The organism is uncultured Paraglaciecola sp., assembly GCF_937123705.1.
Lineage (GTDB): Bacteria > Pseudomonadota > Gammaproteobacteria > Enterobacterales > Alteromonadaceae > Paraglaciecola.
The window spans coordinates 1-25,729 of record NZ_CAKZKO010000152.1; the positions used below are offsets into that span (position 1 = coordinate 1).

General features: G+C 38.3%; 25 protein-coding genes. 21 read left to right on the forward strand and 4 right to left on the reverse strand.

All coding sequences use genetic code 11. The annotated features are described in order from the left end of the window. The first annotated feature begins 318 nt into the window (after positions 1–318). From Q0688_RS20455 to Q0688_RS20485, 7 genes are all read left to right on the forward strand, one after another. On the forward strand, positions 319–540 hold the full coding sequence (locus Q0688_RS20455; RefSeq protein WP_299081777.1) for a hypothetical protein: 222 nt from the start codon (positions 319–321) through the stop codon (positions 538–540). 324 nt (positions 541–864) lie between these two features. Beyond that, the gene (locus Q0688_RS20460) at positions 865–3,420 is read left to right on the forward strand and encodes an N-6 DNA methylase (RefSeq protein WP_299081780.1); all 2,556 of its coding nucleotides are present in this window, start codon (positions 865–867) and stop codon (positions 3,418–3,420) included. A 122-nt stretch (positions 3,421–3,542) separates the two neighbouring features. After that, positions 3,543–4,292: an IS5 family transposase gene (locus Q0688_RS20465; protein WP_299081785.1), complete on the forward strand. Its 750-nt coding sequence runs from the start codon at positions 3,543–3,545 to the stop codon at positions 4,290–4,292. 73 nt (positions 4,293–4,365) lie between these two features. After that, positions 4,366–5,847, forward strand: coding sequence for a UvrD-helicase domain-containing protein (locus Q0688_RS20470; protein ID WP_086957797.1), 1,482 nt, complete (start codon positions 4,366–4,368; stop codon positions 5,845–5,847). Between the two features lie 125 nt (positions 5,848–5,972). Next, positions 5,973–6,992 carry a conjugal transfer protein TraF gene (gene traF / locus Q0688_RS20475; RefSeq protein WP_299081795.1) on the forward strand — a complete coding sequence of 340 codons (1,020 nt, stop codon included), beginning with the start codon at positions 5,973–5,975 and terminating at the stop codon, positions 6,990–6,992. Positions 6,993–7,023: 31 nt separating this feature from the next. Then, complete coding sequence (locus Q0688_RS20480) at positions 7,024–8,436, forward strand: conjugal transfer protein TraH (RefSeq protein WP_299081798.1); 1,413 nt, start codon at positions 7,024–7,026, stop codon at positions 8,434–8,436. Between the two features lie 3 nt (positions 8,437–8,439). Beyond that, positions 8,440–12,156 (forward strand): conjugal transfer protein TraG N-terminal domain-containing protein, encoded by a 3,717-nt coding sequence (locus Q0688_RS20485; protein ID WP_299081801.1) that lies wholly within the window; start codon positions 8,440–8,442, stop codon positions 12,154–12,156. A 61-nt stretch (positions 12,157–12,217) separates the two neighbouring features. Here Q0688_RS20485 and Q0688_RS20490 read toward each other — a convergent pair whose 3' ends face one another. Further along, a complete protein-coding gene (locus tag Q0688_RS20490) occupies positions 12,218–12,766 on the reverse strand; it encodes a hypothetical protein (RefSeq protein ID WP_248473958.1) in 549 nt (182 codons plus the stop codon). An 866-nt stretch (positions 12,767–13,632) separates the two neighbouring features. Between Q0688_RS20490 and Q0688_RS20495 the strand changes: the two genes are divergently transcribed. From Q0688_RS20495 to Q0688_RS20510, 4 genes are read left to right on the forward strand one after another with little or no spacing between them, the layout of a single operon-like run. Beyond that, positions 13,633–13,938: a helix-turn-helix domain-containing protein gene (locus Q0688_RS20495; RefSeq protein WP_086957805.1), complete on the forward strand. Its 306-nt coding sequence runs from the start codon at positions 13,633–13,635 to the stop codon at positions 13,936–13,938. Next, positions 13,935–14,510: a transglycosylase SLT domain-containing protein gene (locus tag Q0688_RS20500; protein WP_299081810.1), complete on the forward strand. Its 576-nt coding sequence runs from the start codon at positions 13,935–13,937 to the stop codon at positions 14,508–14,510. The genes Q0688_RS20495 and Q0688_RS20500 overlap by 4 nt, the downstream gene beginning before the upstream one ends. Continuing rightward, positions 14,488–15,108 carry a transcriptional regulator gene (locus tag Q0688_RS20505; protein WP_299081813.1) on the forward strand — a complete coding sequence of 207 codons (621 nt, stop codon included), beginning with the start codon at positions 14,488–14,490 and terminating at the stop codon, positions 15,106–15,108. The genes Q0688_RS20500 and Q0688_RS20505 overlap by 23 nt, the downstream gene beginning before the upstream one ends. Then, positions 15,105–15,665: a FlhC family transcriptional regulator gene (locus Q0688_RS20510; RefSeq protein WP_299081816.1), complete on the forward strand. Its 561-nt coding sequence runs from the start codon at positions 15,105–15,107 to the stop codon at positions 15,663–15,665. The genes Q0688_RS20505 and Q0688_RS20510 overlap by 4 nt, the downstream gene beginning before the upstream one ends. A gap of 51 nt (positions 15,666–15,716) precedes the next feature. Here the strand turns inward: Q0688_RS20510 and Q0688_RS20515 are convergent, their stop codons facing one another. From Q0688_RS20515 to Q0688_RS20525, 3 genes are read right to left on the reverse strand one after another with little or no spacing between them, the layout of a single operon-like run. Continuing rightward, on the reverse strand, positions 15,717–16,175 hold the full coding sequence (locus tag Q0688_RS20515) for an H-NS family nucleoid-associated regulatory protein (RefSeq protein WP_299081819.1): 459 nt from the start codon (positions 16,173–16,175) through the stop codon (positions 15,717–15,719). A gap of 25 nt (positions 16,176–16,200) precedes the next feature. Further along, positions 16,201–16,509, reverse strand: a complete 309-nt coding sequence (locus Q0688_RS20520) for a hypothetical protein (RefSeq protein WP_299081822.1) — start codon at positions 16,507–16,509, stop codon at positions 16,201–16,203. 51 nt (positions 16,510–16,560) lie between these two features. After that, complete coding sequence (locus Q0688_RS20525; RefSeq protein ID WP_299081825.1) at positions 16,561–17,541, reverse strand: ParM/StbA family protein; 981 nt, start codon at positions 17,539–17,541, stop codon at positions 16,561–16,563. Positions 17,542–18,148: 607 nt separating this feature from the next. Between Q0688_RS20525 and mobI the strand changes: the two genes are divergently transcribed. From mobI to sppA, 10 genes are all read left to right on the forward strand, one after another. Continuing rightward, positions 18,149–18,700: a conjugative transfer protein MobI(A/C) gene (mobI, locus tag Q0688_RS20530; protein ID WP_299081828.1), complete on the forward strand. Its 552-nt coding sequence runs from the start codon at positions 18,149–18,151 to the stop codon at positions 18,698–18,700. Continuing rightward, positions 18,700–18,984, forward strand: a complete 285-nt coding sequence (locus Q0688_RS20535; RefSeq protein ID WP_299081833.1) for a hypothetical protein — start codon at positions 18,700–18,702, stop codon at positions 18,982–18,984. The genes mobI and Q0688_RS20535 overlap by 1 nt, the downstream gene beginning before the upstream one ends. A gap of 9 nt (positions 18,985–18,993) precedes the next feature. Continuing rightward, positions 18,994–20,055, forward strand: coding sequence for a plasmid replication protein (locus Q0688_RS20540; RefSeq protein WP_299081836.1), 1,062 nt, complete (start codon positions 18,994–18,996; stop codon positions 20,053–20,055). 1,494 nt (positions 20,056–21,549) lie between these two features. After that, positions 21,550–21,885 (forward strand): hypothetical protein, encoded by a 336-nt coding sequence (locus Q0688_RS20545; protein WP_299081839.1) that lies wholly within the window; start codon positions 21,550–21,552, stop codon positions 21,883–21,885. A 401-nt stretch (positions 21,886–22,286) separates the two neighbouring features. Next, on the forward strand, positions 22,287–22,775 hold the full coding sequence (locus tag Q0688_RS20550) for a hypothetical protein (protein ID WP_299081842.1): 489 nt from the start codon (positions 22,287–22,289) through the stop codon (positions 22,773–22,775). A 10-nt stretch (positions 22,776–22,785) separates the two neighbouring features. Beyond that, positions 22,786–23,334 (forward strand): PD-(D/E)XK nuclease family protein, encoded by a 549-nt coding sequence (locus Q0688_RS20555; RefSeq protein ID WP_299081845.1) that lies wholly within the window; start codon positions 22,786–22,788, stop codon positions 23,332–23,334. 93 nt (positions 23,335–23,427) lie between these two features. Continuing rightward, positions 23,428–23,874, forward strand: a complete 447-nt coding sequence (locus tag Q0688_RS20560) for a hypothetical protein (RefSeq protein ID WP_299081849.1) — start codon at positions 23,428–23,430, stop codon at positions 23,872–23,874. Further along, positions 23,875–24,237 carry a hypothetical protein gene (locus Q0688_RS20565; RefSeq protein WP_299081854.1) on the forward strand — a complete coding sequence of 121 codons (363 nt, stop codon included), beginning with the start codon at positions 23,875–23,877 and terminating at the stop codon, positions 24,235–24,237. Then, on the forward strand, positions 24,230–24,739 hold the full coding sequence (locus tag Q0688_RS20570) for a hypothetical protein (RefSeq protein ID WP_299081857.1): 510 nt from the start codon (positions 24,230–24,232) through the stop codon (positions 24,737–24,739). The genes Q0688_RS20565 and Q0688_RS20570 overlap by 8 nt, the downstream gene beginning before the upstream one ends. Positions 24,740–24,758: 19 nt before the next feature. Next, entirely contained in the window at positions 24,759–25,718 is a 960-nt protein-coding gene (gene sppA / locus Q0688_RS20575) for a signal peptide peptidase SppA (protein ID WP_299081859.1), read from the forward strand. Positions 25,719–25,729: the final 11 nt, after the last annotated feature.

Consider the following 25,729-nt stretch of genomic DNA (forward strand, 5'->3'; position numbering starts at 1 on the left):
AAGTAATGAGCTTAAGCTTAAAGCTTTAACTGATTTTGATGCTAGATCACAAAGAAAAATACGCTCTGATAAAGTGGCATCAGAAGTTATCGGCTCCTTTGGTGGGGTAACTATTGAGGTGTTTTCAGCTCGGTAGTGCAAATACAATTGGCTAACACAGGTAATTATACCAAAAAAGGCAAATACAGATGCTTCAATTGTAAGTAATAGGGGTTTTGTGCCCATCCCCTCGAAATGAACCTTAAGCCTGTTTTTCAACCAATTTTTGAATTTATAGTTAATATGATTAACCAAAATAACAGTTCAAGTGAGTTTGTTATGAAAATGAATAAAACGTTATTAGCTCTTGCTTTGCTTTCTAGTGCTTTTTCAGTAAATTTACTGGCTGCTGATATTGAAGCAGGTGTTGTGAAAAATGTTGTAGACCACTCTGCTTTAATACAGAATGATACACTATATTTTTCACCTTCAGATTTGCAAGGCATTGAAGTTGAAGCTCCAAAGCTAGCCACAAGTGTCAGTACTTATAAGAATAATTAATTCTTTGTCAGCATTGCTAATTCTACCTTTGTTCTCGCACAACGAAAAAATAGAAAAACGGCGGTAGGTATAAAGACTATGGTTAAAAAAGTGCGAACCATATTCTACATTGCCATCAATAATTTGCTGCCAAAGCTCTGGTTTTTTTAAAGCGAGTGTTTGCTCATTTTTACCATACATAAACCCCCACTCTAATTCAGCATCAGTATTTAATAACCAAAAGCCATCGTGGTTTAATTAAATGTATATGTGCATATATAAATAGTAAACTATATACATTAATATATGCTTCTACAAAATATGGATTTAAGTTTAGGGTTTACTGTGGAATTAAAAGACGGCTACATAATTGATTATATCTCTGGAGCTCAGGTTAAAGCTGGTGCAGAGGAAGTTGAAGCAACTCAACCATTCTCGAAAATACTTGTTGACGATTATGGGTATGATAAACAACAAATTCAAACAAGACCCCAATATAGAGTTAAAGCTTCTCCATCAGATACTAGAGGAGCATACCCTTTAGATATAGCAATATTTAAAGATAATAAAAAAAGAGATGAAGATCTATATATTATAGTCGAATGTAAGAAAAGATCGGAAAAAGACGGAATAAGACAACTGGAAGATTACCTAAGGCTTTCTCATGCTACTTTGGGTGTTTGGTTTAACGGTATCGATGCTCCAATTTATGTACAAAAACATATTAAAAGAGATGGTGTACACTTTTCAAAATTGCCCAACATTCCAAAACAAGGTGAAAGATTAGAAGATATTGGTCAATTTTATCGTAAAGATTTAAAGGCTCCACACAATCTTAAAACCGTATTTAAATTATTGAGAAATCACCTAGCGGGAAATGCCGTCGGTACAACTCGCGATGAAGAGTTAGCAAAACAGTTAATTAACCTTGTTTTTTCTAAAATATATGATGAAAAATTTAAAGCGCCAGAGGACAAAGTTGATTTCAGGGCTGGTATAGATGAATCCCCTAAAGTTGTCGCTCAACGAATAAAGGAATTATTTAATAAAGTTAAAGCTAAATACAAAGATGTCATCGATTTCAACGATACTATTTCCTTAGATGACAATTCTTTATACTTCGCGGTAGGGCAACTTCAAAACTTCAGTTTAATTGATGCCGAAAGAGACGTAATCGCTGACGCCTTTGAGACTTTTATTGGCTATGCTTTAAAAGGTCCACAAGGTCAATTCTTCACACCAAGAAATATCGTCAAACTTATGGCTGATATTATTGAGCAATCGACAGAAGAGACAATAATTGACCCAGCCTGTGGCACAGGTGGCTTCATAGTCGAATCTCTAAAACATGTATGGTCAAAACAAGATACCGAAGCGAAACGCCTCGGATGGAATGATTTAGCTCTACAAGAAGAAAAACAAAAAGCTGCAATGAGTTTAATATTTGGTATCGAGAAAGACTCTTTCTTATCCAAAGTAGCAAAAGCCTATATGGCAATTTTAGGTGATGGTAAAGGCGGTATTTATTGCGAAGATAGTTTAGAAAAACCTTCGAATTGGTCTAGAGCTTCACAACAAGCTGTCCATTTTGACTCATTTGATTGTTTACTTGCTAATCCACCTTTTGGAAAAGATATAAAAGTAATAGGAACAGATAAGTTAGCTCAATATGAGCTTGCAAAGAAATGGAAAAAAGATGGTGAGCAATTTATAGCGCAGTCAAAGAGAAATACAGAGATGCCTCCTCAGATACTCTTTGTTGAACGCTGCCTTGACTTAGTTGCTGATGGTGGTCGACTTGGGCTAATTATTCCTGAGACATACTTCCATGCTCCAAGAGCTGGATATGTTATGCAATTTTTAGCTCAACATAATATTTTTTGTTTAGTTGATCTGCCACACAACACATTTAGACCTCACAATAATGCTAAATGTATAGCAGTGTTTGTAGAGAAAAATGTAGAGCAACAGAATAAAATATTAATGTGTGTCGCAGAAGAGATGGGACATGACCATCAAGGAAAAGAGTTATTTCGTTGGGATCTTAAAACAAAAAAGTCTACTAATAAGTTGTGGGATGACTGTACCCCAATCCTGAAAGAGATTAAAGCCCTTAAGTCTTATCTACCAAAGAGTGAACTGAAAAACTGGACTTCTAAATTAATAGAAGAGGATAAAACTATAGATGGTGATTATACTTTTTGGGTAGATTCATCAAAAGTATCTTCTTCTAAAGTATACGTTCCAAGGTATTACTGGAAACAAAAAGAAGAACAACTAGCGAGGGCTGCTGCTGATTCTGATTGTTCATTATTAAAAATAAAAGACTTGATTAAAGAAGGTATTATCTCTCATTTTGATGGCCATGGTTCGCCTGAGTCGGAAAATAAAGGAAAAGGAGATGTACCATATATAAGAGTAAAAGATATTGTAAATTGGGAAATTTACAAAGATCCTACTTCAAAGATACCTTTAGAGGTTTTCACTAAAATGCGCTCCGATAGCAAAAAGCTACAAGTCGGGGATATAGTATATGTTAGAAGAGGCAGTTATCGTATAGGTAGTGTGGCCATGGTGTCACCTCATGATAAAGAAGTTTTACTTACAAGAGAAATATTAGTGCTGCGCGTTAATAAAAACAACCACGGTATAACTCCATATTATTTACTTTACTTATTAAGCCATTGGATTACTCAAGAACAAGCAAAAAACAAAATTCTTATTGAAACAACTTTACCTAACATTGGTGATCGTTGGAAAGAGCTAACTTTGCCTATCCATAATGAAAAAGATAAAATACAGAGAGTTTCAAACAGTATTAAAGAAGCTCTTGATGCAAAATGGAGCGCTGTTTCTAAAATAAAAGACTTAGTTGATGAGTTGGGTAATTTAACTACTTAACTTTTGTTATATATGATAGTGAACGCATGTTACTAGGGGTTGTTGATCTTTGTTTGAATTTTGTACGTAAGCGGTAATCTCGTATAATTCACTTCGCCAAAAACAAACCTTACGAGATTACCATGCCCCGATTAATGCTCACTGATGAGTTGTGGTCGAAGCTAAAAGCTATTTTGCTTGAAGATAGAGTCTATAACAAGCTTGAACACAGACAAACAATGGAAGGAATTTTATATCGTTTACGTGTAGGTTGCCCTTGGCGTGATTTACCAGAGTGTTTTGGTTTATGGAATACGATTTATCGTCGATTTTTACTTTGGTCAAGAAAAGGAATATTAGTGAGACTTTTCAAATCACTAGCAAAGAATAGCGATACTGAGTGGGAATTTATTGATGGTAGTTACGTTAAAGCTCATCAACATAGTGCAGGCGCGGCTTCTAAGCAAGAACAAGCGATTGCTTTAAGTCGTGGTGGCAATACCAGTAAAATACATTTAGCTGTTGATAGTTATGGTCTACCGATTGAGTTTATTATTACAGGTGGTGATGTTCATGATAGTAAAGTGGCTAATGAACTGATAGAACTATTACCTCAAGGTGATTTTGTTATCGCTGATAAGGGTTATGATAGTGAAGCTATTAGAGATAAAATTAGAGAAAAGAACTCAACCCCCATAATACCTAGAAAGCAGAATTCAAAAACTGGAAATGGTGATATAGACTGGTGTTTATATAAATACAGGCACTTAGTTGAAAATGCTTTTGCAAGGCTGAAACATTTCCGTGCTATAGCGACAAGGTACGATAAGTTAAAATTGCAATTTGAGAGCATGCTAGCACTGGCATGTTCAATGATTTGGCTGCCAATGTGAAAGATCAACAGCCCCTAGTATATATCGACTTGAGAGGTTCTTGCTATGTACTTAAAAGCAAGAGTAAGTATTAATGAATGAAAACACGTTAACCAAAATACAGACCAGCACGCCTGAACAGTCTGAAATTATTTCATATAAAGGTAGAAGGCTAAAGGTTATTGCCTTCTCAGGTACAGGGAAAACATCTACATTAGTAAAGTATGCGTTGGAAAATAACAGCGAACGAATGCTTTACCTAGCTTTTAACCGAGCTATCCGCGATGAAGCAGTCAGTAAATTCCCCAAAAATGTAGAGTGTAAAACATCACATCAGTTAGCTTTTGCTTCAGTAGGCCGCAATTACACCCATAAACTAAGAAATAACTTAAGATTGAACGACATTGCTCAGGCTTTACCCAACACTGAAGCCAATTGGTCGCTAGTAAAAGACATTTCAAAGACCTTAAACACCTATATCGTTAGTGATGATAGTCGCATTCTTGAGGGGCATTACTGCCGTGAGCTAGGTGGCAGTAGAAGCCAAGTAATGTACCGAGCGTCAGTGTTAGATAATGCTGAAATGATTTGGCAAAAGATGATTTGCACCGATAATACATTCCCAATGACTCACGATGGCTACCTAAAACTATACCAACTATCGCTACCTGATTTATCTAATAAATATACAACCATTTTATTTGATGAAGCACAGGACTCGAATCCAGTAACAAACCACATTGTATTGCAGCAAGATTGCAAGATAGTTTATGTAGGTGACAACCACCAGCAAATTTACAGATTTCGCGGTGCAAATAACGCACTGCAAAACTCACTTTTAAATAACGCAGATACATTGTACCTAACGCACAGCTTTAGGTTTGGACGGCAAATTGCAGTAGTTGCTAATGCTCTTTTAATGTTAAAAAATGAAAAAAAGAGCGTTATTGGAAGAGGTTGTGAAGACAGGGTTCTTAAATCAATGCCAAGCAACATTAATAAATACACAATACTAAGCCGAACTGTACGCGGCGTAATTACTCAAGCCCTCATAGCAGCTACAGAGAGAAAAAAACTATACTGGGTTGGCGGTGTTAATGCCTACCAATTATCTGAGCTTGAAGACCTGTTTTGGTTTTCTAAACAACAATACAATAAAGTTAGAGACAAAATGATAGTGAGAGAGTTTGATGACTTTAATGACTTTAAATCAATAGCGAAAGCAACTAAAGATAACGAAATGTCACGAGCTATAACGCTTTTAAAAAATTTTGAAAACCCCCCTAAATGCATAGAATTGATACTTCAACAAACTGTAGACGATGAGCATGATGCAGATATTACACTATCAACTGCACATCGGTGTAAAGGCTTACAGTGGGACGCTGTTTTATTGAATAATGACTTCCTGGATGTACTAGATCCACAATTAAAAGATGAAGATAGAATTGATGAAATAAACCTCCTTTACGTGAGTAGCACTAGAGCTAAAAAACTACTGGTCATAAACGATTCAACTGCCCAAGTTTTACGTTATGCAAAAGCTGTTGCAGCCAGTAAAAATGAAGTGGTATGAGCTAAAGATTTTATAAATTTACACTTAGAAGGCTCTATTGCCCCTTTTTGGGCTGCTTTGCATGCCTACTGCTCACTTAAAATCCAGTAACATCCAATGCTACCCCATAAATATGTATTGGACTTATGTTGAGATTTAACAAAAAGATTTTATTTGCATTAGGGCTCGCAATTCTTACGCCTCCTGTACTTTCACAAGATCGCGAATCAAACTCACGATTTTACGAACGAAAAGCTGAGGGTTGGTTCTGGTATAAAGAAGAAATTCCAGAGGAAAAACCCGAACCAGAAATAGTGGAGCCAAAGATTGTAGCCACAGCGCCAAAAGCTGAGAGCCCTATTGAACCAAAAGAAATTATTCAGGGCCCATCGGTATTTTCAGCTGCTTGGTTTCGGGAAAACCTACCTAAATACAAAGATAAAGCATGGAACGACCCAACAATTGAAAATGTTAGGGTTTACATGTACCTCCAACGTTATGCAATGGATAGAAGTGAGCAGTTTGCAGATACAACCGAACTAGCTGTTGTAGGTGACCCATTCCTAGATGAAGAGACAAGACGCCCATCAGCTACATTCGCATCCCAGAAGCTTGACCGCTGGGCTGGTCAAGAAAAAGACTCACTAGCACGCAGTATTGCAAAGAAAGCTGGTGTTTTCTTCTTTTTCCGCTCTGACTCAGGAACAAGCCGGACTCAAGCACCTATATTAAAAATGCTCGCTGCTAGGGATGGCTTTACTATTTTACCAATATCTGTTGATGGCAAACCACTTCCTAATGATGTTTTTCCAAATTTCAAAGTAGATGATGGTCAAGCTGAGAAGCTTGGGGTGAACGCATACCCGGCGCTTTATTTAGTTTCTGAAAATCATGAAATAGAACCAATATCTCAAGGCGTGCTTTCCCTTGCTGATATAAAGCACAGAATAATTTTAGTTGCTAAGCGTAGAGGCTGGATAACTGACGAACAGTTTAATAAAACTAAACCAATTCTTAATCTGGATAGCAATATAGCTGCGCTTTTAGATGAGCAATCTTACAAGTTATCTAACATAGCTAAAGATACAAACAATCAAGAAACAAACTTTATACCCCCAGAAAAGCTGGCCGAGTTCATAAAGCAAAAACTTTACGAGGATAATTAGTATGAACCATTGGATTTATTGGAATAAGAGAATGAAAAAAACAGCAGTGGCCGTTACGTTTGCTGTTTCAGCCTTAACCTTCCCCAGCTTAAGTCATGCCGGGCTACAGGATGAACTTGATAGTATATTTAGCAGCATGAGCAACACAACCTCACCAGGTGTGTTTAAAACACAAAGACGAGGGGTTTTATCTGGAGGACGTTACACAGAAAAAACAAAAATATTCAATGAAAATTTAATCAGCTTCGCTCCACCCTCTTGGAAAGGAGGCTGTGGAGGGATTGATATGTTTAACGGTTCGTTCAGTTTTGTATCATCCGAACAGATAGTGCAGCTTCTTCGGCAGGTTGCCGCAAATGCTAAAGGGTATGCATTTCAACTGGCGCTCGATAACGTATGTCCAGACTGTTCTAAACACATTGAATCATTTCAAAAGAAAATACAAGCTTTAAATCAGCACTTAGGCAACTCTTGCCAGTTAGCTCAAGGTATAGTTAACGATGTAACCTCTGCATACGAGATGAAAGGGAAAACAGATGCTTCTATCACTGCAACCGGTAAAGGGTTAGTTAAAGATGTTTTCAGCTCGCGTGAGGAGGTTGAATCTGGACAGTCACCTGAGTCAATGCTTGGCGAAGATGAGCTTCTAAAATCAGAATTAATTGGAAATATAGTATGGCAACAACTTAAGAGGCAGAACGCAAAGTCATGGTTTACTTATGGTGATGAATCACTTTTAGAGACAATGATGAGCCTGACAGGGACTATTATTAAAATGCCTCCCGAAGTTGATCCTACGCATGTAGGCGATCCTGCAGACGCTGAAAAAATAATGCCACTCATAACTAAGCCGGCTAAACCTGATTTGTTAGGTTCTATTTTAGATGGTGGCTCTGTAAAAGTTTATAAGTGCGATACTAGCGATAAATGCTTCAACCCCACGGATGTAACAATCACGTTAAAAGGGCTGGGTAAGCAAGTAGAAGATATGCTTTTAGGGACAAACTCTAACCCAGGCATCATAACTAAATACGCGAGAAACCAGGGGACTTTGACTGATAAGGAAAAAGCCTTTGTCTCAAACTTACCCTCCGGTGCGGGCACTATTGTAAGAAACTTAGCTATCCTCTCTGAAGATGCAGCTCGAATTTTTGCCCTTAAGGCATCTAATGCAATTGCGCTCACTATGGTGTACACAACTACAGAAGAGCTTTTTAGGGCTGTAACTCTTGTGGTCAGCCAATCAAAATCACCCCATCAAAACACTGCATTTGAATTGATTAGCAACTCACAAAGAAAAGTTCGCAGTGACTTCATGGAATTGCGATCACAACATGGCGATGTAGCCTTTTTAATAGAACATTATAACACTTTGCTTAATAACATCAGGAAACAACGATACACATTAAGTAGTTTGACAACGAATAAGGCATCACAGGAGTAATTTATGTTTGAAATATATTCAACCGGCGATGCTGCTTTCCTAGAGCAAATTCTCATGGCCGTAGCAATGGTTACGTCTATGGCTTCATTTGAGAAAATGGTAAGCGTTGGCTTGTTGCTTGGTGTTATTTTGATTTTTGTTCAGAGTGTTTTTCAAGGCGCTAAAGAAATAAATTATCATCAAATTTTTGTTGGGTACATCTTGTATGCCGCATTTTTTATACCTACTACGACTGTCGTTATAGAGGACTCGTTTTCGGGTCAAGTTCGAGTAGTTGATAATGTCCCTATTGGTGTAGGGGCTGCCGGTGGGATTATCTCATCAATTGGGTATAACATTACCAGCCTTTTTGAACAAGGTTATGGAGTTATTGTACCTTACGTGACAGAAACCCACTTTGCTGAATCATTGCAAATAATAAATAACACCCGGCGAGGTGTTTCTTCAACACCTGTGTATACAGCTATGAATATGGCTACAGGTGGCGATGCAGATATGCGCCTATCGTGGAATAATTATATTCGAGAGTGTGCCCTAACAGCGATTGACCTTAAGGAGAAGTCATTAGATAGCATAATGAGCCAAAAGCTACCTGATGCATTAAGGTTTAACTCTGACCTTTACGGCACTCGACTTTATGTAGGAACCGCTGGTGGTGAAGATTATACATGCTCAGAAGCTTATCCATTATTAGTAAGTAAAACCACCCAAGCCATCAATAGCGCTCCTATGTCCGATGCTATACTAAATGTACTTGGTATTGATAATACATACACTGGTAGCTCAGGTCAGGCATATGTTACCAACTCCTTAGGGGTTCTAGGTGTTACCGCTACCGCAGGAACAGAGTACCTAACAGCAGCAGTGTTGGAGCCTATCTACTATGAGGCGGCACAAGGTCGTTATGCGGATTTTCAGGATATGGCCTCTGCTACAATGATTAATCAGGCAATTCAACAAAGAAATACTCAATGGGCAGCAGAGCAATCCATGTTCCTAACAATTGTACGTCCTATGATGACTTTCTTTGAAGGCTTTGTTTATGCGATAACTCCTCTAATGGGGTTTCTGATTGTTTTAGGTAGCTTCGGTATTGGTTTAGCAGCAAAGTATTTTCAAACACTACTTTGGATACAATTATGGATGCCAGTAATGTCCATAATAAACCTCTACATCCACACTGCAGCAAATAAAGAGATGAGCAGCCTCGGTAGCGATTTCACTTCTATTTATGCCTTGAATGCTGGAGCTGATCAGCTTCAACATTGGATAGCCACCGGCGGCATGCTAGCAGCAGCTACACCGATAATATCATTATTCGTAGTTACTGGTTCAACCTATGCACTAACGAGTTTAGCTGGAAGAATTAGTGGTAAAGATCATATTGATGAAAAAATCCAAAGTAAAGACTTGGTATCTAATGGCCCAATAGCTCAGGCGGCTTCATCAAATGAGTATAGTGATTTAACAGGCATGGCCTCTTCTGGTGCTGCGGGTCTAATGGGCTCTATTTCATTTGGCTCTGGATTAAGCAATATGACCACCTCAGCCAAGCAGAATATGACACAGGCGCAAAACAGCTTTGCACAGTCGCTAGGGACTAACTTTTCTAGCGGCACAATGAGTAATGAAAGCTATGACAAGGCTGCCTCCATTGGTAGAACTCATTCTGCTATGCATGGAACTTCTGAAGGCATCGTCAATGAGAGAGCTAATCAGATAATGGAAAACACATCTATAGGCACACAACATTCAGATGCTGTGAAAGGTGTTGTTTCCGCAGTTGCTACTGGAGCGATTTCGGCTAAAGCGGGTACTACTCTACTTGAGCAAATAGCGAATAGTAATACAGAGGGAGAAAGCGAAACACAAGTAACCAAACAAAAACCATCACCTAACGCAAGCCCTGACGCCAAGGCAAGCCGAACCCAATCAAGATCTGAAAATAATACAAGCGGTAAATCTAAATCAGGGAAAGTGGCAGCTGATGTAGGAGGCGATATTAAAATCTCAGCTGGTGCCAATAAAGAAACTTCAGATGCTAGAACTACGGCAGCAGGGCAAAGTAACGCAATATCAGACGCTCTTCGCTTTAGCCAACAGGAACAATCTCAAGTTTCAAATAACTTAGCACGAGCAATATCAACAGGTAGCGGTCAATCTTTAAGCAAGAGCCTAGGTAAAAATGAAGCAATGGCGCTAACTGAAGCTTCCCAGAATCTCAATAGTACCAGCAACTCATTTTCGGAAGCTATGTCTTTGAATAATCAGTTTGGTAGCCTAAACAACCTCAGGCTACGTGATGTTGGTTCTCAAGTAGCAGGGAATAATGAAGCTATGTCTGACTTGAATGATTATTGGAATAGCGGTGGAGTAAGCGCCGAAACCAAGCAAGAAGCACAGCAACTATATGAACGCTATAGCGCGCCATCAACAGAGGGTGGATATGGTTTAGATAATAACTCTGCTCTTGCAGCAGCAAGAATAAAAGCGTTACAAAACTCAAATAACCATGAAGGGACAAATGACACGCAATATCAAAATAACTTTAATGCTGCTTTAGGTGCTGTAGGTAAAAGCTTAGGGCTTGCAACAGGGAATGCTGGTGGCTACAACGACAATTCAGGTATTGAAAAAACTGTTAATAATGGCTTGACTGGTAAAGTAACAGCAGCCACTAAAGGCGTTGAAAGCGCAACAGCCCCTGCTAATGGTATTGTTATTCCTGAAAATGGCTATCCAACACATTCTGACCCTGTAAGCAGTAGAAATGCGCCACCTGCAATTACAAGTGAAGCAGATGAAAACTCATCAACCATTGCAAACCAAGCGGCAGATTGGCAGACAGAAAGAAATCAAGCAGCTGAAATTCCTGCTCGACAAACACTTATGAATAACGGGCCTGAATACAGCCGAATGGGCGCAGCTGAGTTTTATGGCGGCGTTGAAAATGCTGCAGGATGGGTTGGCCGCAGGATGGAGGAAGCTCATAACTTTGGTGAAAGTGTTTTCAAAGCTGGCAGTGATGGTCTTACTGTTGCGTCTGCAAATTTCGACCAACGGGTTAATGATATGGAAAACAACCCTGAATTAAGAAAAGAAGTAATGCAAGCAGCTCGCATGGATGATGCGGCACTGGAGGCGTCAGGGTTTGGAGGGTCTGTCTTATCAGGACTTTCAACTGCAGGGCGCTCTATAATGGGTGCGGCAGCAGCGGGAATGGAGCTAGTTAACGGCGATATAGGGTTTAGTGATCTAAAAAATATGTCACTAGAAGAGAAAGGAATGGTGTATCAGTCAGCGATGAGTCACGCTTATGACACAGGAGGTGATGCTGCAGTACAAGCATTTAAGGAAAATTATGGCACAGACTTTAGAAGTGATTTTTATGATGAAGCTAGAAGTCGAGGCTTAAATGATGAGCAGGCTCAAGTTTACGCTCACTCATTTGATCAAAACACCTTCAGTGACAGCCCTGAGCGTGAAGCTGCAATCCAAAATTTAGCATCTACTTATGCAGAAAGAGATGACAATGGGGTTATTATGCGAGATGAAACTGGTGCCCCAGTATTGAGTGAGCAAAACCAAGAGTTTGTAGATCATCTAACAGATACTATTACTGAGTCTGCACGAGCTGGTTCTGAACTATCAGGCGCTTACTTAGGTGGCATCGCACACTATAATAATAGCACAGGCAGGAATGGGACTGGGGTCATGTAACAGATCCCCCTATGACAAACAAGGAGATAAAAAAGGCAGTTATAAACTGCCTTTTTCGTATTTAAAGCCAAAAACCATGAGGGTCATTATCTTTATGGATTGGGTTTATTCCGCCGCGACCATTGACGCCACCACGACCTGTAATACCCCAACCAAAGTTATCAGCATGGTAGGCGGGGTCGCTTGATTCAGAGTTAGGACTACCTGATGCTGAATCATAGGAATAACTCATCGACTCTGGCTTTTCTAACTCAATACGGGAGGAAGTAAACCCTTTTATCATTTTCTTAAACTCTTTTATAAATGCAAGTACAGCATAAATAAAACCGATAACAAACCCAACTACCCAAGATATAGGTAAACTTTTATCAATTCCAAAATGAATCTCTAGCATCCCCAACGCGAATGAAAGAAACAAAATTGCTAGTAAACTTTTCCTCACTACATTTAACGCTTTCAGAGCAATGTAAGCAGCCAGAATGATAATGAATACAGTTGCTATAACTGGATTTACATTATATAAAAACACTCCTGCTAGCATCATTAGCATCACACCGGAATATACAGCAAAATCTTTAGGCATTGTTTTTTTCACTTTAGGCTCAATCATTATTATCCCCACCTTTATTTAATACTTTAAGTATAACACCTACTAAAATAATGCAACCTGGCTACTTCAAAAACTTTCACATGTGAAAGTTTTTCTTCAATATATAACTAGCAATTTATCACTACTCCTTTATATATTTTTTAGTTACACTTCATTACAAATTTTACTGGTTGTCATCTGTTTACAGGGTTGACTAAAGCTTGGAATGTCAATACTATACTATCCAGGCAAGTGTTGTACGGCACTTTCCCTCTGTTAGCATGACACTCATTAAAAAACAGAAGTGACTCAAACCAAAACTTCTTTACCCCTTAAATTTCTACTCTAAACATACCCCTTAAATTTCTACTCTAAACATACCTCTTAAATTTTTATTCTAAATATACCCCTTAAATTTTTATTCTAAACATACCTCTTAAATTTCTATTCTAAATATCCTCCTTAAATTTCTATTCTAAATAAACCCTTAAATTTCTATTCTAAATAAACTCCTATATAGCTGTGGGTAAACAATAAAGAATCTAACCTTGGGGTGATCGCTTCACACTTTATTGCTGGGCGACAATAGCATGCTGATAACAACCCTATTTACAAACAACCTGTAACGCACTTTCTTAACACTTCCAAACCCAGTTTAAATACTGAATCAAAATTAAATTAATAGCTTTTAGCCCGTAGACCATACGGACAGTGCAATTTCAACAACTGATAGTTGCACTTTATGGAAAATACAAAACGCAGTTTATAAAACCAAATCATTGATGTTTTAACGTTCTTGATATAGAGTTTTACTGTTCCGACTTTACAGATAATAATAAATCTGAATTTCTATTTACTGTTATTCAATAAAAAGTGAGATAAGCAGAATGAACAATGGACATATCATTGATGCCAGCATCCCTGAAGACACTGAGAAAAGAAGGGAGTGGATCAAGTATCAGTTAAAAATAAGAGGGATTAGCATAGCTAAGCTAGCAAGAGAGCACGATGTTTCAAGGCAAGCTCTTTCAACTGCACTTGTCCGCAGCAATCCTCGCTGGGAGTATGTCATCTCAAGTGCATTGGGAGTAGCACCCAATGCGATTTGGCCGGAGCGCTATGAGCATGCTGGTAGAAATAAAAACATAATACTCCCTATCTCAAGAAGAAATTTGGCAGGCGGTGCGCAATGAAAAAGAAAATTATCTCTATTGCACTCACAATAGCATCTACATCTGTGTTTTCTGTAAGCGCCTTTGATTTATCTGGAACCGAGTTTGAATTAGCAGCAAAGCGATACAACCTAGATCCCGCTTTATTGTATTCCGTTGCATTAGCAGAGTCGGCCTACGCAAGAGGTGATAATAACGTATCCCCATGGCCCTGGACTCTAAGAACCATTAAGCAACCATACTACGCTTTAGATAAAGATGAGGCTGCCGCTCAATTAGCTAAATTAATTAAAGATAAAGGCAATAAAGCTTCTATTGATATAGGGTTGATGCAAATAAACCTTTTCTGGCATGGGCACCGGGTTGAGAGTCCTCAAGATTTACTTGACCCAGTAATTAACCTAAATACCGGCGCTAAAATACTTAGCGAAACAATCGCATCAGCATCAGGTGATCTTGAGCTAGGTATTGGCCGATACCACAACTGGAAAGATAAAGTTCTTTTGCGCTCTTATGGTAAGCGAGTGCTCTCTATTTACAATCAAATTTCAAATCTACGGGAGAATCGTTATGCCTCAAATCACGATAACTGATTTAGATATGAGAGCATTGCAAATTTCAGAGCAGCGCCCAGATAAAAATATACATGAATTCGATTTAACCTTATGGGCTTTAATGGCGTCATTAGCTAAAAGCCACCCAGAAAAGGTTAACACTCAATTTTCACTGCCTGAATCGGCTATCAACGCTCTTGCAACTGCAACCGAGTCAATTTTATCTCGTCTTGCTTCTGGTGTGCTAATTAGCTTCCAGCTAAGAACCAACAAACAAATTATTCTTGATAAACTACAAGAAGAGTACTCGCCAGTTATTACATTGTCACAGGTTCAAGGAATTGAGTTTGACACAGCTTACTGGCTTCTCTTAAAGCAAATTGCACAAAAAGATCACCACATTGCTGCCACAGCCTTTGGTTTATGTCCGGACTTAGCTCTAGCAATTAGCAAAGCTACTGATAACCAACTTAGGCATCTTGTAACAATAACAAGCACTGTATTTACCCTGCGTTTCTCTCCTAAGATTCTAGCGCCTTTACTTTCAACTGAGCAGGGCCCATCTAACGCTAGGTATTTTTATAAGAAATATCAACAATCAATCTCTTACATATCAAAGTTAGGGGTTAGAAGATGAGGTTAAAACGCTGGATTGAGGCGCGACAGATGGCTTTGATGGGTTATGTTACTCGCATAATAATTATAGAAACTGGGCTTTCAGATAAGCAAGTGCGTAGGCTTTATGAGGAAATTGATAGGGATGGCTTTAAACTGGAAAAAAACAGAACAACAAGAACAACAAGAAGCGGCGCTACATTATTGCTCAATCAAGCATCAAAAATACACGCTTCTCTTTTAATGCAGCTGTATAGGCAGGTAGGAGGAGAATCTGTAACAACGTCAATATCTATTGATACATTGGATAGAGCATATCGAATGTACCAAGCTTTATTGTGTGAACTAGCTGCAATAGAACCAAGCGTTAGAAATGCTGCATTTACTATATCTGACGCTTGGTGTCTTGCATCAGAATTGAGATCTAATGAAGCAATGTTTGATATCTGCTCTAATTGCCAATGTAGTTATTTTACATCACAGAATCAAAGCACTGCTATCGGCTGTCCATTTTGTTATGAACCACCGAATAGATGTAAGAATAAAAATCTTGAAGAAACTACAGCAATAGAAAATTAGGCTTCATATATATAGGATTAAAAAAACCATCGGTTTTTTTAATCCTTTATTTTAATCCTTTAACTTCCTATACTTTTCAAGCTCATAATCAGAAAGCCCTTTAAATGGTGTAGGTCTTCTTCCCAATCCAGACCAAGATGCTCCATCCTTCATATACTTAACTTTAGGTGGGGGAACAGATAAAGAATCCTTTTTAAATTGGAGCTCTTGCAATAGCTCCATATCTATTCCCTTTTCTTCCATTTCACTCAGTATCCCCTGAGCTCGCTCTTGCATCTTCTCATGCTTTTGCTTTTTTAACGTTTCCTCTGCATACTTCTCTTCAAAGACAGACTCAATCCGATCCAAAATCTCCTTTATTTCTGATGCTTCACAATCTTTGAAAATCGTCCGGAGTTTACTTTTTCTTTTCAATTCAGATAAAACCACATCCCTTCTTTCATTAGTAGTCAATCCATCAACATTTTTAATTTGCTTATCTGATTTATTATTAGATTTTAAGCTATTCATATTACCTATGTTCTCATGTTGAACTTTAAATTTTATCCCCCATTGAACTCAGCAAACGGTCTTTAAGCTCGCTTTTCTTTATTTGCAACTTATCAACTTTACCCTCAGTAGAGGAAGGAATACCTTCTGCTGAGGGTTGTTCACACTCAAATGAGGCAGACCTTATTTTATTGTGGCTCAAATTATGCAAAGAATAAAGCCCTAGCATTGCCAAAAACCTCAAGCGATCCCCTCTATCTTTATGCTGCAAATCCTTAAGCTCTTGGTAGAGCTCCGGAAATGCTAACTTAGAAATTTTTAAATTTGAGAACTTTCCATCCCAACTTTTATCCATTCTCACCCCCCATATAGCAACGATGTAGCGTAATAAAAAAAATAATCATTATTAACCGCAATACCAAAAGCCTCTCGAATTTGAAAGCACTGAGTTTTCAAGCTCTATAATTCTACTTTTTGAAAATAATTCTTTTGCTGCGGCCATATAAGAAGACGCACCTCCACCAGCCAAAAGCACAACATCGGCATCCATCCCATCATCACGCATTGTCTTTTTCATTGATGTTAGGGCTTCGCGTGAAACAGTGTTTGAAGCATTCTCCATGTACTCTTTTAACTCAATTTTTTGACCGAAGAGATATATATAACTTTTACCTGTTCTAATTGCTTTTTCGATCTTATCAATGCCTGGAGCCGCACCATTGTCATCATGGATAAGTTCGTTTGCGACCTGTATCAATCGTGACATTGCCTTTAAGCTTGTGCCAGATGATCTGTAGTGGATTTCTCCTTCAACAAGCGCCACCCAGTCCACACTATAATAACCAGGGTCAATCACAACTGTTTTACCATTTTGTATAACATCTAATACATCATCATCCACAGCGCTATTTACTACATCCATATAAGCCCCTGCAGGCTGAGGAACAACAATAACGTCTTTAACTGTAACTTTACGTTTAGGCGTTATTTGATGCTCTCCTTTGAGGAGGTCTGCCAACTCTTGTCGCTGTTCATCTTTCATCGCCTGATCAACTGGCAGTCCAGTTACTAGCACATCTATTACGCTTTGCTCTGAAACTAGTAGCGCTGCATAAAAAAGTGCACGATATACATCTGTACTTTTATAATCTTTGTGTAGCTCACGTTCCCATCCTTGCAACCTATCGGGTTCAACTCCAGCGGCCCACTTTTGATCGTTTATAATAACTTGTAAAAAATCGGTTCCTAAACCAGCACCAACACTTCGAGGCATTAAATCAATATTACCAGCACCTGCAGGTAATATTTTGGTTCTAATATCTTCACCTTTAGTACCCATTGAAACCTTAAGATTTGAGTAACCAATATCCAGACCCATAACAAACATAACATTCTCCAATAAGTAAAGGCTCTAAAAGCCCTCTAAAAAGACTCTATGCATATATTAGCAACACGATGAAGCATTCTTACGGTGTGTATTTGCCTTTTTTGGGCGTATAGGGTCTTTTTGGGGGCCTTTTGGTTGTTTTTTTGAGGGGTTAGCCTTTAAATCCTGGCTGGCAATGGAAATCTTGGCTGATATTCAGATTTTTTTCACCCTTAAACAGTTGGTTGATTGGTTTTTAATACACTCACCTTAACTAAATGGTCAATATCATTGAAAGCATTACAAATACGTGCACCCTTAAGTAATTTTCAATATAAATCCCAGAAAGAAGCAGTTTAAACTAAGGTTTACATTTTATATTTATTTTTGCTAAACTGATATTGCTCGATGGTTCCCAGAAATAAGCAGTTTTATATTTAAATCCATGTTGATTTTTATGGTGAAACCCAATCGAGAACTTAAATCCCAGAAACAAGTGATTTTTAATATAAATCCCTTTTTCTCCGAAGGCGAGATAAACTACCCATTTCCCTTCGTGGATATTGGCATGACAATCCCAGATAGATAGTTGTTTGGGAAGTGATTGGGTAGTTCCATGAGGTTTATTATGAGCAAAATGACACAAAGATTGCAACGTTTAATTGAGCGGAAATTTGAAGATGAAAGGTTTTTATTTACTGACAAAATGCTTGAAGTCGAATCTAGGGGTTTTGTTAGCACGCTAGATGAGCTTGTGCAAAATGAGATACTAGTAGTTGCTTTAGATGCTCGAAAACAAGCGGACTCGTACTGGGAGGCTAGCCTATCAGCAAGAGAGGATGGCGATCCTAATAACTATTGCTATGTAGGTACACGCGTTAGATTTCTAAGAGGCACACTGCAATTTGAATGGTTTAAGAATAGAACAAAGCCAGGTGAAGGTGAAGGCAAGCCTAGAAAGGTGTATTCAACTTACATACCTAAAGGGAGTGGGTATCGCTATAGCAGGGCTTTATTCAAAAAAGAGCCAGAATGGGCTCAGAAAGAAATTAACACTGTTGAAGATAGATATGCGCTTCTCAGAAAACGTTCTGCGCTGTTATCTGCTATTAAAAAGAACTTACGTGAATACAATAAAGTAGTAAATCAGTGCTTTCCGAACAATGAGGAAGATAATTAATGACTTCAATTCCAGCAACTGAACTAGCTAAGCTAGGTAAGTGCGAAAAGCTTATTAAACCTAGCCCTCGCAGCCATACAAGCAGTTCGTTTAAATTTAAACGCAAAGAAAATAAGAATCAAAGCTCAATTGATCGGGGCAACGCAGCTCACGATCAGTTTGAACGTGAAGCAATATTTTTTACAAAAATAGATTACAATAACCAGTCCACAATACCCAATTTAATCGTAACGGTAAGTTTTGCAGTCGGGCTTCTGATCTTGCTAATAAAAGTATTCATGTAGGAGCTACCAATGACTAAGAGCAGCGACATAACAGAACAAAGTTTAGGTGAGGAACTTTCTATCAATACAAACATACAGAAAAATCAGCAAATGGATATGTTTTCTGTCATAGATGTACCTGCGAAGCAAAGACCTGACTACTCCAACACTGTAGAGATATACGATGCCATACCTAAATATGTTTGGGGTAAATCACGGGAGCATGAGGATTTAAAATCAGCTAGCTTAACCCGCCATTGTACAATTAAGGGTAATAAATTAACAGTAAAGCTAAGACCAGCCCTGATAGATAAGGGTGATAGAACTGTTTTGATATACCCAGGGCAGCGCGAAGAATTAGTTGAGGATGCTCTCCGGAAAATAGCCGTAAATGGCAAAGGAGTTCACATCAACGATAAAGCGGGTGTTAGCTTCTCTTTCTACGAACTATTGAAAGAGCTTGAGCGTATGGGTCACACATATAGCTTTGAAGAGGTCAAAGAGGCTTTGTTTGTTTGTCGCGGTGCCGTCATTGAGTGTTACTCAGAAGATGGCGAATCGGTTATTAACTCTAGCTTGTTCGGATTACTTGGGCTAAAAACAAAAAAGGACGTTGCAAACAGCGCTGAAGCTAAGTGCTACGTTCAATTTAACCCGCTAGTAAATGAGTCGATAATGAACTTAACGTTTCGCCAGTACAATTATCAAATCGGTATGGATATCAAATCCCCACTAGCTAGATTTTTTTACAAAAGGATGGCTCAATACTGGACACAAGCTAGCGATAAGCACCCATATCAGCCAAACTTAGTGGCTTTCCTTGAGCAAAGTCCGCGTGGGCTTACTAAAAAAATGGGGGAGAACCTAAGGGCAATGCGAAGTGCTTTGAGCTCCCTGCAGAAACACAAAGTTATTTTAGATTACGAAGAAGTAAAAGTGCTTCAAGGCAAGCAAAAAGTTACGGATGCAAAATACACCATATACCCGCACCCTAACTTTGTTAAAGAGGTTATCAAGGCAAATCAAAGAAAAAGCTCGCTTAAAATAAGAAGCAAGTTAGTGGCAGATGACTTCAACGGCCAACCTTTGTGATATCAGGATAGATAGCGCTTTAACTAGTTTTTAAAAGCGCTATCTACGGCCCACCACCTAAACCCTATAGTTGCTTGCATCGGTTTTCCCAGATAGAGCCAAAATAACCCCCTGAAAACACCTAAATACAGGGGAAATAAAGCACATTTCAACCTAAGTCATTGATCTATAACTAGAGGTTTAGAGCATCGGTTTTCCCAGATAGAGCCAAAATAACCCCCCCTGAAAACACCTAAATACAGGGAATAGAGGTTGGTTGCATCGGTTTTCCCAGATAGAGCCAAAATAACCCCCTGAAAACACCTAAATACAGGTGAAATAAAGCACATTTCAACCTAAGTCATTGATCTATAACTAGAGGTTTAGAGCATCGGTTTTCCGAATAAACCCCAGAAAATCCCTCTTTCAAGGCTAGGAGAAGCAGAGTTTAAAGCACAAAAACAACCTAAGTCATTGATCTATAACTAGAGGTTTGTTGCATCGGTTTAAAGTAGAGTATAGAGGTTTGCTGCATCGGTTTGACCGATTGACAGTGGTGAACAAGGGTTGACACATCAGAACATACATTAAATGGATAAAAAACAGTCTAATATCACAGCTTTTTTCATAAAATACTAAAATATCCTGTGGATAACTGGTATGAATAGACCAAAAGACCCTAGAGGTTTAGAGCATCGGTTTATAGAGGTTTAGAGCATCGGTTAAAAAAAGCACTAAAAAACCTAGAGGTTTAGAGCATCGGTTTGGAAATACCGGTTAAAAACCTAGAGGTTTAGAGCGTCGGTTTGGAAATACCGGTTAAAAACCTAGAGGTTTAGAGCATCGGTTATCAAAAATGTGTATGAAATCAAGAAAAAACTAGAACAAGCTGTGGATATATTAGCCTCAAAAAACAGGGCTAGAGGTTTAGAGCATCGGTTCCTAGAGGTTTAGAGCATCGGTTCCTAGAGGTTTAGAGCATCGGTTGATGAAGAGTCTTTCATTAAAAACATAAGGTTAAGTGTGCTTTTTTCACCCCTAACCCTTCTTTAGCCCCTCTTTAACCCTAGCCAAAAGATCTTATTAACCTATAAAGCTAGAAAAAATGAACAACTTGAAGAAATGCAGCTTCAGTACAGACTTGAACTAGAGTTGATCATTAACTAAATATAAAGATCTAGTAAATCTGATTATGCTTGGGTTAAATGCAAGCGAATAAGATATAACGTGCAATCAAAACATGGTGGGTAACAAAGGGTAAGTCTACGCTGATCCAAGAAACGATCTTATAGTGATCGGCAGAGGTTTGTTTTGATCTCCATTTTAAAGCTACCAGGAAGGCTCACAACAAGCTTAATGGCTTTAATGATACAAAGCCTTAATAAACACAAGAGCAAAGCTTAAAAGCAGCATACAGGGCCTCACAGGGCTTGACAGTTTAATTTAAACTGATGGAACAATGGAATTTTTTGTGTAAGTATTAAAAAAGATAATTAACATTTTAAAGGAAAGCCAATGGTTACCAAACAAGCTCAACAATATCTTATTGGTTATATTTTCAAGCCTACCCACAATGAGGTGCATTACGTAAGGAAGGAAGCTACAGGTGATTTGAGGCGGTGTTACAGCCATAATTTCACTACAGATAGAAGTGAAGAGCTTAAAGCTAGTTCAGATCTTGAAAAGGCAAAAAATCAAATAGTAAAATTAGTTAATAAATTCCATGATGATATTGAATATACATTTACTCCAGTTCTGATAAATGCTGCCAACAATACTTTTCAACGATATTTAGAAGGCAAGTGGTTAGACGAAGCTATTACACCCTTCATTAAAGGATCGGAAGAATGACTTGTAATCAAGCGGCGCTGCGTAAAACCTTTCAAAACTCACAATGAAGTAAATCAAATCATTAATACCATTCCTCAAACCAAGAAATAGTAAAAAGCCCCTTCGTTACAACTATCAAATGATCGATAAAATATTTTAGTTACTTGCGTTATTAGAGTATCGTTTTATAATGCTGTGATGGTTAATAAATTCTACTTTAATAAAATAAAGCTCCTGAAAAAAACCAGTATATAAATTTACTGATAGGGGGACAAAATTTAGTAATCAATTTTTAAAATCAAATGGGCCTTAAAACAGTCCTTAGAAAGCCCTGATATTCAATAAAGTGATCTTACCTAAAATCACAATGTGACTTATGGGCCTTTAAAACCAACTTACAAAGACTCAAAAAAGAAGGTGATATGGTAAAACACCACGTAGCACTAAATAAGAACAAGCTAGAACAGTTTGACCCAGGGTTTAGTAACTGGCATGAGGAGCTATGCTTAATCTTGTCAGCTTTAGATGACCTACCATTGGAGTGCGATGGAATATCTTGCTCAATAAGCTTAATACTTAATAAAGCAGGAATTAAACATCGATGTGTGGTGGGTTATGTATCCGATCTTACTTCTGGCAACTGTGTAACACCTCATGTATGGATTGAATTGATTGATGGGTGGATTATCGATTATAGGTTGAGAATGTGGTTTGGTGATGAGGATAAAATACCTCACGGTGTATTTCATCCAAGTTCAGAACCAACACTTTTTTATAAAAGCACATCAAATGACCTAGGCGAACTAAAATCAGATGATTTTTTGGATTTAGCAACAGTAGAAAAACTTTCACATGTGAAAGTTTCAAGCGACTTCGTACTAGAGAATCCAAATGTTACTCATAATAAGTGAAGGTGTATTTATGCATGATTTCATAGTTTGGATTTTTGCATTGTTGGTAATACCAGTAGTAATTGCCAGGGCTGATTTACTACGGAGAACTGTACGGTTAGAACAGCTCGGAAAATTAAGAGCTGTCTATAGCTGGTGGAATAAAGAAAATATGCCGCGAAACCTTAGAGGTTCATGTATATTTCTGAACGAGAGCGAACTCAATACTAAAACCCCAGTAGCGCTTCATGGTCGTGTAGATCAAGTTTTTAAAACCAAAAGCAATGTTCTAATCACAGTGGACACTAAAACAAGAAGCTCTTTCAAGGTGTACAAATCAGATATTATCCAACTTTCAGTGTATAGAATAATATTGGCACAAAAGTATGGTGCTAAATTCAAAGTAAGTAATACAGGTTATATTCGCGTAGTTGTAAACGTTGATTCAAAAGAAATTATTCGCTACATACCAGTAAAGCTGATTTCTGAAAAGCACATATCTAATTTGTGGTATCGGTACAAAGCTATAAAGGATGGTTCAGTAAAAACAAAATGCACCTGCAACGGCCACTTACACTAAAAGTTAATGCTCCTTCTCTAATCGCCCAATTTGGGCAGAACCACATCCTTGCATATCCCCAACTTCCTGTACTGTTAACAGTAGGGAGGGGTTATGACATTCAATCAAAAAATTTTACTAACCGCCGTAATAACGTTCGCATTTGCTGCCCTTATTTTTGGGCATATATGGATAAGTATTATCCTCAGCGCTACAACATGGCTTTTACTGTACAAAGTAATTCCAGCTTATATTTGGAAAAGAAACAGAATCGTGGCCCGGGCTGTTTTTGAAGCATTAAAAATAAACGCATTAGGGAAAGAGTGGGTAGGCAAGCGCTCAGAAGTAGTCCTGGTTAAAGACATAAATAAACTTGATGGTGTTGAGGTTATCGCGAAAACAATAGAGGGTAGCTGGTTTATTGTTGAAATATATATCAACAATAAAGGTGAAGGGAACTTAAAAAAATTACACGAAATAAATACCAAGGCTGCAAAAACAATATTAAAAGAGGTGCCTAAAATACATGAGCGTTACTTTAGAGATGATAAGGGAAAGTAAGTGAAGACCAAGCATAACAATGTTCAATCGGAACATATAAGCGATAGTAAGCTTATGCAAGCAGGTTTTGCTCAATGCGTATTTATAGCAATCCAAACATTAGTATTTCCTGAACTTGGTTTTTTGGGTTGCATTATTGCTGCACAGTGCGCGTTATTTCCATGGTTACTACCGATTTGCCGCCAAGCGGTAGTAACAGCAGTTGCAATGTCTCTTACTTCTATTGTAATTAGTCCGCTATTTTATTTAGTGTGCCTTCACACAATGGATAGCATTAAAGAGTTAATAAGCCCTACTGTTAACCAGTTAACTTTACACTTTGTTGATATTTTAAAAACTTATTTGAGGGTTACACATGACTGATATACGAGCTCCTTATGCTTACTCAATCCTGCAAGAAAAAGGTGTTTCAAAAGAAAAATTAAATGAATTAGGCTTCAAGCGTGGCTATTGGGTAAGTCGTCAACTTGCATTAGAAGCAGCTGAAGAGTTGGGAGTAGACAAGCATGATCTTTTGATTAACAGCGATGAATTGGTTAATCAGAGGTTTAAAAGCAAGTTGAGAGGTAGTTTAACATCATATCTATTTGAGTACTCTGGTGCGTTTAGATATTCAGCATCAATCAACCATATGCGAATTATAGGGGTGGAAAAGGTACGTGATATAGCCCTCCCCACACGAGTAATGGATGCCTTACTACTAGAAAGAACCTTACACCAAATAATAGCTCGCTCGCGATATATGCTCACGGAGCTTAATTCAAAGTTTGCAGCGTCAGAACAAGCTGTAGTGTTCAGTGATCAGAAAGCGCCGGGCCTATTCAAACCTAGATCACCATACAAACAAAAAACCAATGATCAATAAAGACAAAGAGGAAACCTCAATGACTGATAAAAACAATGGAATGCCGTGGGAGCGTGAGCTTTTGCGTGACTTCATGTTTACGCTCCATAAAGAGCAGGTAAAAGACAGAAGGTGGCGTATGCTTCTAAAGATCTTGCGTGCATCTGGAATTATTCTAGTTATGTTAGTTGTATTCAAGCTTGGATCAGCAGCTAAACCATCTCCTTTTGGTGGTAACGAAGCTGCAAAGTCACATATAGCATATATCAACATTCGGGGAGAAATCTCACCAGGCGCAAGTGCTGATGCTGATAACCTTATTCCAGCAATTAAAGCTGCATTTAAAAGTGAAACATCTAAAGCAGTTGTGCTTAGAATTAATAGCCCTGGAGGAAGTCCAGTCCAATCAGGGCGTATATACGAGGAAGTTAAATATCAAAAAGAAATCTATCCTAATAAAAAAGTATTTGCTGTCATTGGGGATATAGGTGCCTCTGGTGGATATTACATAGCAGCAGCAGCAGATGAAATATACGCCGACCAAGCAAGCTTAGTTGGTTCTATTGGTGTTATCTCGTCAGGGTTCGGATTTACAGGGTTAATGAATAAGCTTGGAGTAGAGCGTAGAGCAATTACAGCAGGGGAAAACAAAGCACTTTTAGATCCCTTTGCACCACTAGATGATAGCACTCGTTTGTTCTGGGAGGACGTACTTGATAGAACTCATAAACAATTTATAGCCCGAGTAAAAGAGGGGCGTGGTGAGCGATTGAAAGAAGACCCTCGTGTGTTTTCAGGGTTAATTTGGAATGGAGAGCAAGCTCTTGAAATGGGACTTATTGATGGGTTAGGAAGCATGAATACAGTTGCACGAGATGTGATTAATGAACCTAACCTGGTTGATTACACACCTTCCCGGGATATTTTCCAAAGAATCACACAAAGCGCAAAGGTGGCCGTTTCAGCTTTTGCAAATGAACAAACTTTTAAAATGTATTAACAGGACAAACT

Excerpts from the sequence above, each read along its gene's own strand:
- Q0688_RS20465 (WP_299081785.1), top strand. The coding sequence starts at position 3,543 with ATGCCCCGATTAATGCTCACTGATGAGTTGTGGTCGAAGCTAAAAGCT.
- traF (WP_299081795.1), top strand. The coding sequence starts at position 5,973 with ATGTTGAGATTTAACAAAAAGATTTTATTTGCATTAGGGCTCGCAATT.
- mobI (WP_299081828.1), top strand. The coding sequence starts at position 18,149 with ATGAGCAAAATGACACAAAGATTGCAACGTTTAATTGAGCGGAAATTT.
- Q0688_RS20470 (WP_086957797.1), top strand. The coding sequence starts at position 4,366 with ATGAATGAAAACACGTTAACCAAAATACAGACCAGCACGCCTGAACAG.
- Q0688_RS20485 (WP_299081801.1), top strand. The coding sequence starts at position 8,440 with ATGTTTGAAATATATTCAACCGGCGATGCTGCTTTCCTAGAGCAAATT.
- Q0688_RS20525 (WP_299081825.1), bottom strand. The coding sequence starts at position 17,541 with ATGTTTGTTATGGGTCTGGATATTGGTTACTCAAATCTTAAGGTTTCA.
- Q0688_RS20560 (WP_299081849.1), top strand. The coding sequence starts at position 23,428 with ATGACATTCAATCAAAAAATTTTACTAACCGCCGTAATAACGTTCGCA.
- Q0688_RS20505 (WP_299081813.1), top strand. The coding sequence starts at position 14,488 with ATGCCTCAAATCACGATAACTGATTTAGATATGAGAGCATTGCAAATT.
- sppA (WP_299081859.1), top strand. The coding sequence starts at position 24,759 with ATGACTGATAAAAACAATGGAATGCCGTGGGAGCGTGAGCTTTTGCGT.
- Q0688_RS20520 (WP_299081822.1), bottom strand. The coding sequence starts at position 16,509 with ATGGATAAAAGTTGGGATGGAAAGTTCTCAAATTTAAAAATTTCTAAG.
- Q0688_RS20535 (WP_299081833.1), top strand. The coding sequence starts at position 18,700 with ATGACTTCAATTCCAGCAACTGAACTAGCTAAGCTAGGTAAGTGCGAA.
- Q0688_RS20545 (WP_299081839.1), top strand. The coding sequence starts at position 21,550 with ATGGTTACCAAACAAGCTCAACAATATCTTATTGGTTATATTTTCAAG.
- Q0688_RS20555 (WP_299081845.1), top strand. The coding sequence starts at position 22,786 with ATGCATGATTTCATAGTTTGGATTTTTGCATTGTTGGTAATACCAGTA.
- Q0688_RS20570 (WP_299081857.1), top strand. The coding sequence starts at position 24,230 with ATGACTGATATACGAGCTCCTTATGCTTACTCAATCCTGCAAGAAAAA.
- Q0688_RS20510 (WP_299081816.1), top strand. The coding sequence starts at position 15,105 with ATGAGGTTAAAACGCTGGATTGAGGCGCGACAGATGGCTTTGATGGGT.
- Q0688_RS20515 (WP_299081819.1), bottom strand. The coding sequence starts at position 16,175 with ATGAATAGCTTAAAATCTAATAATAAATCAGATAAGCAAATTAAAAAT.
- Q0688_RS20495 (WP_086957805.1), top strand. The coding sequence starts at position 13,633 with ATGAACAATGGACATATCATTGATGCCAGCATCCCTGAAGACACTGAG.
- Q0688_RS20455 (WP_299081777.1), top strand. The coding sequence starts at position 319 with ATGAAAATGAATAAAACGTTATTAGCTCTTGCTTTGCTTTCTAGTGCT.
- Q0688_RS20550 (WP_299081842.1), top strand. The coding sequence starts at position 22,287 with ATGGTAAAACACCACGTAGCACTAAATAAGAACAAGCTAGAACAGTTT.
- Q0688_RS20490 (WP_248473958.1), bottom strand. The coding sequence starts at position 12,766 with ATGATTGAGCCTAAAGTGAAAAAAACAATGCCTAAAGATTTTGCTGTA.
- Q0688_RS20500 (WP_299081810.1), top strand. The coding sequence starts at position 13,935 with ATGAAAAAGAAAATTATCTCTATTGCACTCACAATAGCATCTACATCT.
- Q0688_RS20480 (WP_299081798.1), top strand. The coding sequence starts at position 7,024 with ATGAAAAAAACAGCAGTGGCCGTTACGTTTGCTGTTTCAGCCTTAACC.
- Q0688_RS20540 (WP_299081836.1), top strand. The coding sequence starts at position 18,994 with ATGACTAAGAGCAGCGACATAACAGAACAAAGTTTAGGTGAGGAACTT.